Origin of the sequence: Chitinophaga sp. ARDCPP14 (genome assembly GCF_051362515.1) — a bacterium.
Classification (GTDB): Bacteria; Bacteroidota; Bacteroidia; order Chitinophagales; family Chitinophagaceae; genus Chitinophaga.
The window spans coordinates 178,900-188,935 of record NZ_JBKIXB010000015.1 but is presented as its reverse complement, the minus strand read 5'-3'; the positions used below and the strand labels follow the sequence as shown (position 1 = coordinate 188,935).

General features: G+C 45.4%; 10 protein-coding genes. 6 read left to right on the top strand and 4 right to left on the bottom strand.

Annotated elements, in window-relative coordinates; translation table 11 throughout:
• Window positions 1-95 (top strand): IS3 family transposase (locus tag ACLHR0_RS29875; protein ID WP_436490891.1); only part of this gene is annotated, 95 nt, incomplete at its 5' end.
• A gap of 123 nt (window positions 96-218) precedes the next feature.
• Here the strand turns inward: ACLHR0_RS29875 and ACLHR0_RS29870 are convergent.
• The gene (locus ACLHR0_RS29870; protein ID WP_436491478.1) at window positions 219-1,211 is read right to left on the bottom strand and encodes an aldo/keto reductase; all 993 of its coding nucleotides are present in this window, start codon (window positions 1,209-1,211) and stop codon (window positions 219-221) included.
• Window positions 1,212-1,298: 87 nt separating this feature from the next.
• Entirely contained in the window at window positions 1,299-2,237 is a 939-nt protein-coding gene (locus ACLHR0_RS29865) for an AraC family transcriptional regulator (protein WP_370909171.1), read from the bottom strand.
• A 426-nt stretch (window positions 2,238-2,663) separates the two neighbouring features.
• Here ACLHR0_RS29865 and ACLHR0_RS29860 point away from each other — a divergent pair, with 426 nt between their 5' ends.
• Entirely contained in the window at window positions 2,664-4,154 is a 1,491-nt protein-coding gene (locus ACLHR0_RS29860) for a glycosyltransferase family 39 protein (protein WP_436491477.1), read from the top strand.
• 4 nt (window positions 4,155-4,158) lie between these two features.
• Here ACLHR0_RS29860 and ACLHR0_RS29855 read toward each other — a convergent pair whose 3' ends face one another.
• Window positions 4,159-4,902 carry a biotin--[acetyl-CoA-carboxylase] ligase gene (locus tag ACLHR0_RS29855; RefSeq protein ID WP_436491476.1) on the bottom strand — a complete coding sequence of 248 codons (744 nt, stop codon included), beginning with the start codon at window positions 4,900-4,902 and terminating at the stop codon, window positions 4,159-4,161.
• Window positions 4,903-5,060: 158 nt separating this feature from the next.
• Between ACLHR0_RS29855 and rsfS the strand changes: the two genes are divergently transcribed.
• The 4 genes from rsfS (at window position 5,061) to ACLHR0_RS29835 (ending at window position 9,145) form a co-directional block, all read left to right on the top strand.
• Window positions 5,061-5,465 (top strand): ribosome silencing factor, encoded by a 405-nt coding sequence (rsfS, locus tag ACLHR0_RS29850; RefSeq protein ID WP_429043755.1) that lies wholly within the window; start codon window positions 5,061-5,063, stop codon window positions 5,463-5,465.
• A 76-nt stretch (window positions 5,466-5,541) separates the two neighbouring features.
• Complete coding sequence (gene ftsH, locus ACLHR0_RS29845) at window positions 5,542-7,569, top strand: ATP-dependent zinc metalloprotease FtsH (RefSeq protein ID WP_370909175.1); 2,028 nt, start codon at window positions 5,542-5,544, stop codon at window positions 7,567-7,569.
• 8 nt (window positions 7,570-7,577) lie between these two features.
• A complete protein-coding gene (locus ACLHR0_RS29840; RefSeq protein ID WP_370909176.1) occupies window positions 7,578-8,213 on the top strand; it encodes a LutC/YkgG family protein in 636 nt (211 codons plus the stop codon).
• Between the two features lie 107 nt (window positions 8,214-8,320).
• Entirely contained in the window at window positions 8,321-9,145 is an 825-nt protein-coding gene (locus ACLHR0_RS29835) for a UDP-2,3-diacylglucosamine diphosphatase (protein ID WP_436491475.1), read from the top strand.
• Here ACLHR0_RS29835 and recO read toward each other — a convergent pair.
• The gene (gene recO, locus ACLHR0_RS29830; protein ID WP_436491474.1) at window positions 9,117-9,854 is read right to left on the bottom strand and encodes a DNA repair protein RecO; all 738 of its coding nucleotides are present in this window, start codon (window positions 9,852-9,854) and stop codon (window positions 9,117-9,119) included. The genes ACLHR0_RS29835 and recO overlap by 29 nt on opposite strands.
• Between the last annotated feature and the right edge of the window lie 182 nt (window positions 9,855-10,036).

Below are 10,036 nucleotides of genomic sequence, written 5' to 3'. Positions count from 1 at the left end.
ACATTCGAGAATATATAGAATATTATAATAACGATAGAATCAAATTAAAACTAAATGGCTTGAGTCCAATACAATATCGAACTCAAGCCGCCTAATCAAAAAAGTCTAAACTTTGGGGAGCAGTACAATATCCGCTTCTATCTCCCTTAATCCTTTATAAAATCCAAAGTAAAAATCAGTAAAATCAGCGTAATCCTGAGAAAGACAAAATCCGCGTCCTACCTGTTTACCAGGCGCATTCCCCCTGGTGTATACCGCGTGCCGGCGATGGCGTTATCGCGTAAGATGCTATCGATGGCTGCCAGGTCATCTGAGGATAAATTCACCTCCGCTGCGGCGGCATTTTCCTGCAGGTATTTTCTGCGTTTTGTTCCTGGAATAGGCACGATATCTTCGCCTTGTGCCAACAACCATCCCAGCGATAACTGGGCAGCGGTAATACCTTTTTCTTTGGCAAAAGCTTCCAATGCGTTTACGGTTTGTAAGTTCTGCTCAAAATTTTCTCCCTGGAACCGGGGCAGGTTTTTGCGGAAATCACCATCTTTCAAAACATCGGTGTTGTTGATGGCGCCGGTGGAAAGGCCTCTTCCCAGTGGGCTGTAGGCTACCAGGGTGATGCCAAGGTTGCGGGTAGTGGCCAAAATGCCGTCTTCCACATCGCGGGTAAACAAGGAGTATTCTGATTGCAGCGCAGCAATGGGATGAACCGCGTAGGCTTTTTTAATAGACTCCACACCAGCTTCTGATAATCCGAGATAGCGCACCTTGCCTTCTTTTACCAGTTGAGCCATGGCGCCTACTGTTTCTTCTACAGGAATATTTTCATCTATCCGGTGGGTGTAATAAAGATCAATCACATCTACCTTCAGTCTTTTCAAACTGTCTTCCACTGCTTGTTTCATATACTTCGGGGAACCATCGAAATAGTTGGTGCCATCGTCATTGAATCTGAATCCGAATTTAGTAGCGAGGAAAACTTTATCTCTTTTAGTAGCGAGAATTTTTGACAGCAGGATTTCGTTGGCACCCTGACCATACATATCTGCGGTATCCCAGAAGTTAATGCCCAGATCGAGTGCCAGCTCCAGCGTAGCCAGTGATTCTGTTTCATTAAAATCCTGTGCATTGCCATATGCAAATGACATGCCCATGCAACCCAGTCCTATTGCGGAAATTGATTCGCCTGTTTTACCTAGTTTTCTGTACTGCATTGTTAAAATTTTTAGTGATACAAATTTACATGCAGGTACAGGTTCCGGAATTGTAAGAAGCAAAGTATTAATTGCAAAAATCAAGCATTACTGCGCCCGGTAGAGATGTGGAGAAACGCCGCTATGATTTTTAAAGAAATGCGTAAAGTTACCAGGATCTTCAAATCCCAGGCACCAGGCAATTTCAGCAATCTGCCAGTCAGTATGCATGAGCAACAGGCGCGCTTCCAGCAGCATTCTTTGCCGGATATGTTCGCTCACGGTACGACCGGTAGCCTGTTTCACACACGCATTTAAATGATTGGGATGCGTATTTAATACCTGTGCAAATTCCTTGGCAGTTTTCAGTGACAACTGGTTATGCGTAAATTCGATCGGGAATTGTTTTTCCAGCTTGTCTGTAAAGCGATGAGCAAGCGCCTGTGCGGCTGTTAGCTGCCGTTTGGGTTCGTTTACCTGGGCAGACAGGCGTTTCCCTTCCAGCATCAGCAATTTCAGGTAAATAAGAATCGCTTCCTGTTTAAAGGCGGCATTCTCCCGGTATTCTTTTACCAGTTGTCTGAAAATGGACTCGAGATAATCGACCTGTTCATTTGTTAAAGTGAATACCGCTTTTGCGCCCATCTGTAAAAGCGGGTGTTGTAACAGGTTTTCCTGGTGATTGGGCTGTGCTTCAAACAACAGGTCGGTGAACAGGCAGTTATACCCTTCCTGCTCTTCCGAGGTGGGCTGCCATGTTTTTAATTCGTATGGATTAATAAAAAGTAAAGCAGGACTATCGATCTCGTAACGGCTATCACCGAGGGTGAAAATGCCGGAACCTTTGGTAAAGAAACTGATCTTATAATAGTCCCGTCTGCTGGCTCTCACTTCATCCACGCAAGGGCAATCAGATCTTTCATGTACTGTAAAACTACCATTTAACGGCGCTTTGGGAGTTACCTCCTTTTGCGTGTATAATAGCAGATCGTCGTTGAAGTCATTGAAGGTCCTGAGTGTAATGGAGTTGTTTTTACTTGAAGGCATACACCAAATTTAAACAATTCTATGTTAAAATCTTTCAGTACTTCTTGCGGGTATGTTAACTTTTACTGGTTTGAAATCCATGTAAAGCCTTACTGACAGGGACTTGTTTTCGTAAATGAAACATAGTTGCAATTTCATTTTTGATTAATCAGAAAAAATTTCACAATTTGTTAACGCCTTTATCAACCAAAATCTTGTTATCATCAAGCCCTGATGATCGCTATGTAGAGCAGCCTGCCACATATGCCACTGAACAAGAAATTTTAAAATCTATAACGGAAATACATTGCAACATCAGCAGGTATTTCCGTTTTTTTTTAATGGTTAAAATTTTTTTTGTCACCGCATATGATACATCCCACTACCGGACAACCAGGGTATCGCCCCACTTCTTTATGGTTGTTATTATCATTCATTATTATAAAGATGGTTTTTCAATATGCAGTATTGAGCCCGTATTACGAGCTTCACCGGGATGAATACCTACACCTGGATATGGCCAATCATCTGGCAGCAGGATACTTATCGGTGCCGCCGCTTACTGCCTTTAATTCTTTACTGATACAATGGTTGGGGAATAATTTTTTTTGGGTGAAATTTTTTCCTGCGTTGTATGGTGCGCTCACGATGGTGCTGATGTGGAAAATGGTGGAAAAGCTGGGTGGCGGCTGGTTTGCGCAGGTATTGGCGGCGCTTGCATTTTTATGTTCAGGCTTGTCCCGCATGAACATACTGTATCAGCCCAATTCTTTTGATATCCTGGCGTGGACGGCCTTGTTCTGGTGCCTGATGCAGTTTCTGCAAACGCAGGAGAACAAATGGTTGTTGTGGATGGGCGTGGTTACGGGTGTGGGCGTGCTTAACAAGTACAATATTATTTTCCTCGTATTGGGAATGGTGGTGGCGCTGCTGCTGTCCGCACACCGGAAAGTGTTCAGGAATAAATACCTGTATGCAGGAATGGGAGTAGCCGTGGTGATCATTTTTCCAAACATCATCTGGCAGTTGCAGCATGGCATACCGGTATTGCATCATATGAAGGAATTAAGTGAAAGCCAGCTGGTACATGTAAGCCGGGTTTCTTTTTTGGGAGATCAGTTAAAGTTCTTTGTGGGTGGTGCTTTTATTGTGGTGGCGGCGGTTATAGGATTAATTATTTCGCCGTCGTTCCGGTCTTACCGGGTGATAATCGGCATTTACGCACTAACCATGTTATTGTTTACCTATTTCCGGGCAAAAAGTTATTATTCGGTTGGTTTATACCCGGTATTACTGGCTTTCGGGAGTGTTTATTGGGAGCGGATTTTCACGCACGACTGGACGCGTTACCTGCGTTTGCTCTGGGTGGCCCTCATTGTAGTGCCTTTTGGACTGCTGGCGAACGTTATTTTCCCGGTAATGAAGCCTGTTGAGATCCGTGAAAAGGCGGGCAAGTTCCAGGCGCTGGGTTTATTGCGCTGGGAAGACGGGGAAGATCATACCCTTCCCCAGGACTTTGCGGATATGCTTGGCTGGAGGGAACTGGCGGATATGTCGTGGCAAACGTGGCAGCAGGTGCCGGACGCGGATAAACGTTACACCTTGCTGATCTGTGACAACTACGGCGAGGCCGGTGCTTTGAATTACTATAACAGGGGGAGGAATATTCCATTAGCCAATGCAATGGATGCGGATTACGTTTTTTGGTTCAGGGAGATGGACACCATCCGTTACATTGTTAAAATCGGTAAGAAGCCGGAAGGCGCCTATATGAAAATGATAGGCCGGTTGACGCAAACCGGTGTAATGAAAGATGCCTTGTCCAGGGAATACTTATGGGGCGCCGGCGCCTGGCTGTTGTCGGACCTTTCGCCGGAATTGCCGGCAGCGCTGAAGCGGGCTTTGCATGAAGAGCAAAACGTTTACTCCCGGAAGTAACCGGTTACCGGGTAATAATAAACTCCACTTCGCCAAAGCCAAGTGGTAATATTTCGCCGTTTTTCTCCAGGCAGAGATGGCCGTCGGGCAATACATCGCGGATGATGCCTTCAAAAATTTCCCCGTCTTTCCGGTATAAACCTGATTGTTGCCAGCGGAACAACCGGGAGGTATATTCAGCAAGCAGCGTTTCATAATTGGCGGGTTGCAGTTGACGGATCCTTTTATCGAGGAAAGTGCAGAGTTCTCTTGCCAGGGTTTCCGCCTCACGGGACTTGCCGGTAATTTGCCGGAGGGAAACTGCATTGGGCAGATCGGGCGGGAAGGAAGCCTGGTTAATGTTGAGTCCGATCCCGATAATGGCATATTGCCATATATTTCCACGCAATACATTCTCAATCAGGATGCCTCCTGCCTTTCTGTCACGCCAGTAAATATCGTTTGGCCATTTGATGATTGTTTCGTCGCCGGCATAGGAAGTGAAGAAATCGGTGGTTCCGAGGGCGACTGCCACGCTGAGCATAAATTGCCTTGAAAGCGGTAACATAGCCGGTTGGAGAGCAATTGTGAGGGCGCTGATATCTCCGGGTTGGGCGAGCCATTGTTTCCCGCGGGTTCCTTTTCCGGCTGTTTGGTTGCTGGTAAACCAGGCTGTGCCTGATGTCACCTGGCCGGAATTTACCTGCTCCATGGCATAGTTATTGGTGCTGTCTATTTCGTCTAATATATAAAACGGGTGTCCTATCACATGAATCTTTTTTAGTCTGTATCCGGCCCGAAAAGTAATTCATTTTATTATTTAATTAACATTTTCAGGCCCCCCGCGGCGGATATTAAACATCTTATATTACTGCTTGTTTAGTAACTTTGACAATTAAAGATTATTTTTAACAAAAACGAGATTTATTGGCACCCTTAACCGTTCTGAGCACGAGAAAGAAGGCGCAGCAACGCCTGACCAGAGAAAGTGAAATTTTTACCACCATCATAAAGGCCATACAGGATAAGAAGGGGGAAAATATTGTGTCCCTGGATCTACGCCAGATTCCTGAAGCCGTGGCCGATTTCTTTATAATATGTGAAGCCAATTCCGGCACCCAGGTGAAAGCCATTGCTGATTATGTGTCAGAGGAAGTGGAGAAGCATACTTCAGAGGAACCGTACAAACACGAAGGATTTAGTTCTCAAAACTGGGTTCTGGTTGATTATGTGAATGTAGTAGTTCACATTTTCCAGCCTGAAAACAGGAAGTTCTATAATCTGGAAGAAATGTGGAGCGACGCGGACAGGATGGACCACACAGAAAGCTAAACAAAACAGTTGTTTTAGAATTTAATTATTCATATTATTCTGATTGCAATAAACATCCGTAAAGGAGCGTAAGATTATGGAAAAAGGAGGCAATAACTTCAACAAGGGTTCGGAGAAATCACCTAAGAAAGGACCGAAGTTCAATATATACTGGGTATATGCCTTTATTGGCGTGGCCCTGCTCGCAATGAACTTTTTTGATTTGAGATCCCCAACCAAAGAAATCAGTTTCCAGGAATTTCAGGTGGATTACCTGAAACCGGGAGATGTTGATAAGCTGGTTGTCGTAAATAAAAAATATGTAGAAGTCTACATAAAACATGACCATCTTAAAGAGGCCAAGTTTAAAGACGTTAACAAAAGTAAATTTGGCGGAGAGAACCCCGGTCCTCACTTCCGTTTTTCAATTGGTAGCGAAGAAAGTTTCAAAAAGGATATAGATAAAGCACAGGAAGGTGTTCCGGTGGAAAACCAGGTAAAGATCTCTTATGATGAGCGTCAGAGCTGGTTTGAGCCTATTTTCCAGTTGCTGTTACCAATTATCCTGATCATTGGTTTGTGGATATTGCTGATGCGTAAGATGGGCGGTCCTGCCGGTGGCAGTGGTGGTCCGGGCGGCATCTTCAATATTGGTAAATCTAAAGCTACGCTGTTCGACAAAGGTACCCGTGTGAATATTACGTTCAACGATGTAGCCGGTTTGGACGAAGCGAAGGTGGAAGTAATGGAAATTGTGGATTTCCTGAAGAATCCTAAAAAATATACCGCCCTGGGAGGTAAAATCCCCAAAGGCGCCCTGCTGGTAGGCCCTCCGGGTACCGGTAAAACCCTCCTGGCAAAGGCAATGGCAGGCGAGGCTCAGGTGCCTTTCTTCTCCATGTCCGGTTCCGACTTTGTGGAATTGTTTGTGGGAGTAGGTGCCAGCCGTGTACGTGACCTGTTTAAGCAAGCCCGTGAAAAAGCGCCATGTATCATCTTTATCGATGAAATTGATGCTATCGGCCGTGCCAGAGGCAAGAACGTAATGATGAGTAACGACGAACGTGAAAACACCCTGAACCAGTTACTGGTAGAAATGGATGGTTTCGGAACAGACAGTGGTATCATTATCCTGGCTGCTACCAACCGCCCTGATGTACTGGACAGCGCTTTACTGCGCCCGGGCCGTTTCGATCGTCAGATCTCTATCGATAAGCCGGATCTGGCCGGAAGAGAAACTATTTTTGAAGTGCACTTAAAGCCTATCAAAACTTCTCCCAACCTGGACGTGAAAAAACTGGCTTCCATGACGCCAGGCTTCGCCGGTGCGGATATCGCCAACGTTTGTAACGAGGCGGCACTGATTGCTGCGCGTAAAGGGAAAACACAGGTGGAAATGGACGACTTCAATGACGCGATTGATCGTGTAATTGGTGGTCTGGAAAAGAAAAACAAAATCATCTCTCCGGAAGAAAAAGAAGTAATTGCTTACCATGAAGCAGGTCACGCTATTTGTGGCTGGCACCTGGAACATGCTAACCCGCTGGTGAAAGTAACCATCGTTCCCCGTGGTGTAGCTGCGCTTGGTTATGCACAATATCTTCCGAAGGAACAATATCTGTACAACACCGAACAGTTGCTCGATGATATCTGCATGACCCTTGGTGGCCGTGCGGTAGAGGAACTGGTTTTCGGTAAAATTTCTACCGGCGCACAAAACGACCTGCAGGTAATTACCCGTATGGCGTATGCAATGGTAACCGTGTATGGTATGAACGATAAAGTTGGTAATGTATCTTTCTACGATCCAAACAGTGATCAGTCATTTACCAAACCTTACTCAGAAGAAACATCCAAGATGATTGATGATGAAGTAAGGAAACTGATTGCCACCGCTTATATTAGAACCAAAGACCTGCTCACATCCAAAATGGATCAGGTAAAGGCACTGGCAGAAGAACTGCTGAAAAAAGAAGTTTTATACCAGGCCGACCTGGAAAGATTGATCGGTAAACGTCCTTACGATACCCACAAAGAACACCAGCTGGGTAAAGAAGGCGCTCCTACTGAAGGAGTACATCCGTCAGATATCATCAATCCTTCTCCATCACCTGCTAATGCGTAAATAGTGATATGAAGATTTCTCCTGCTAAGGAAAATATTCTGAAGAGAGTACGGAATGCGTTAAGTCAGTCAGTACAGTTGCCCTTCCCGAATTCGGAGGGCAACTCGTCTGTTTTCAGAACCGAGAATGAGAGCCTGGAATTAAAGTTTGCAGAAGAATTTACCCGGTTGCAGGGAAAGTTTGTTTACTGTACAGGAAAAGGTGAGTTGATGGAAAGCCTTCGTGCGCTTTGTGAACACAAAGAATGGCACAATGTGTTTTGCCAGACACCTGCCCTGCTGAAAACAATCCACCAGCAGGATTTACCTGTACTCAACCAGGGGACCATGCACGAAGCAGATGCCGCCATCACGGATTGTGAATACCTGGTAGCCCGCACCGGAACATTGGTGCTGAGTTCCGCACAACCCAGTGGCAGAGCATTACCGGTATATGCGCCTGTGCATATCGTGGTAGCCTACACGCACCAGTTGGTATTTGACCTGAAGGATGCGCTTAATAAGCTGAAAGATAAATACGGTAACGATATCCCATCAGCCATATCTTTTGCAACAGGGCCCAGTCGTACCGCTGATATCGAGAAAACACTGGTAGTAGGGATCCATGGTCCCAAAGAAGTATACGTATTTTTAGTAGACGAATAAATAAATGGCTTTTAGTCTTTAGCTGTTAACTTTCAGTACCGGAGCGATGTATCGCTTCTTCCACTGAAGGCTAACCGTTAAAAGCTAAAAGCTTCATAATTTTAAGAATGGATATTGCATTACCGGCCAATAAGAAAATATATTTTGCCTCAGATTTTCATCTTGGCGCTCCCAATCCTGCCGCCAGCAGGGAGCGTGAAAAGCTGCTTTTGCAATGGCTGGAGCAGGTGGAACCTGATGCGCAGCATATTTTCCTGGTAGGTGATATTTTTGATTTCTGGTTTGAATACAAGCATGTGATCCCCAAAGGATATACCCGCATTTTGGGAAAGCTGGCCGCGCTAAGCGACAAAGGAATCGGTATTTCTATTTTTATTGGTAACCATGATATGTGGATGGACGGGTATTTTGAGGAAGAGCTGAACATCCCGGTTTATTATGAGCCGCAAACCTATACCATTGGCAATAAACGGTTTTATATCGGTCATGGTGATGGCTTAGGCCCGGGTGATCATGGTTATAAGATGCTGAAAAAAGTATTCAGGAACCCGTTTTGCCGGTGGATGTTTTCTGCTATCCACCCGGCCTGGGGCATTGCCCTTGCCAATTATTTCAGCCGCAAAAGCCGCTCTGCTACCGGGCAGGAGCTGGAGCATTTCCTTGGAACGGAAAATGAGTGGCTGGCCATTTACAGTAAAGAAATACTGCAAAAAGAACATTTCGATTATTTCATCTACGGACACCGGCATCTGCCCCTCGATATTCCATTACCCGGCGCCAGCAGGTATATCAACCTGGGGGACTGGCTGAATTATTTTTCCTACGCTGTTTTTGATGGGAATACGGTGGATCTGAAATTCTTCACCGAAGAGGGAGCGAAGGCCGCCAGGCTGGGCCAACAGATCAGGCATCCAGGATCTCGTGTAAAATAGGCGGGGAATGCATCTCTGTAAAATCAGGTAAGTGCAGCCGGAAAAACTCCAGGTACGCATACAGTAATTTTCTTCTTCTTTCTTTATTCATTGTAATCGCCGCCAGGTGCTCTACTGCCGTGCATTGAAACAGCTGGTCTGTTAATTCGCTGCTCTGTGTATCAAGGTGATTGGCGTGATGTGGTGGCAGATCGGAAAAGGTACCTTCCTGTAAATCCAGGTAAGGGGTGTATTCAGAAAATCTTCCATTGAGCCGGAAACCCAGGTGCTCTCCCATTTTCAGCGTAAAGTACAAAGGCAGGTTTGCCACCACCGGCAGGCCGGAGATGTCCAGCAGTTGCAGGATATTTTCTGTAAAGAAATAGAGATCGGTTTGTTGCTCCGGTTGCTTCAGGCATTTCTGGAGGAGCTCTATCATGTAAAGGGCTACCGTATTTTTTACCACATTGAGGTGTACGGAGTTGTACAGATATCCCAGTTTGTATTCGGAAATGCGTTGAAGGTTTTTGATTTCGTTGTGATATACCACCAGTTCCAGGATATTACCCGGCTGCAGCAGATTTCCTTTGGCAGCTTTGGGTTTGGAGGAACGGGCGCCGTTTACCATATACGATTGTACCCCGAAGAGTTCAGTAAATATACTCACGATCAGGCTGGTGTCGCCATACTTTACCGTGCGTAATACGATGCCGCGTGTTTTGTGAAGCAATTTTTCCTGGCTTTTGCTGTTAGCAGTTAAGTGAAAGAAACCGGAATGCAAGTTACACAAACGAAGGGATTGAACGGCTAAAAGCTAAAACCTAACAGCTGGCAGCTAAAAGGAGTCAGCTCATCGCTGCCTGTTAACAGCTAATAGCTATTTTAATTACCTTTACGCCCATTACTAAAAAG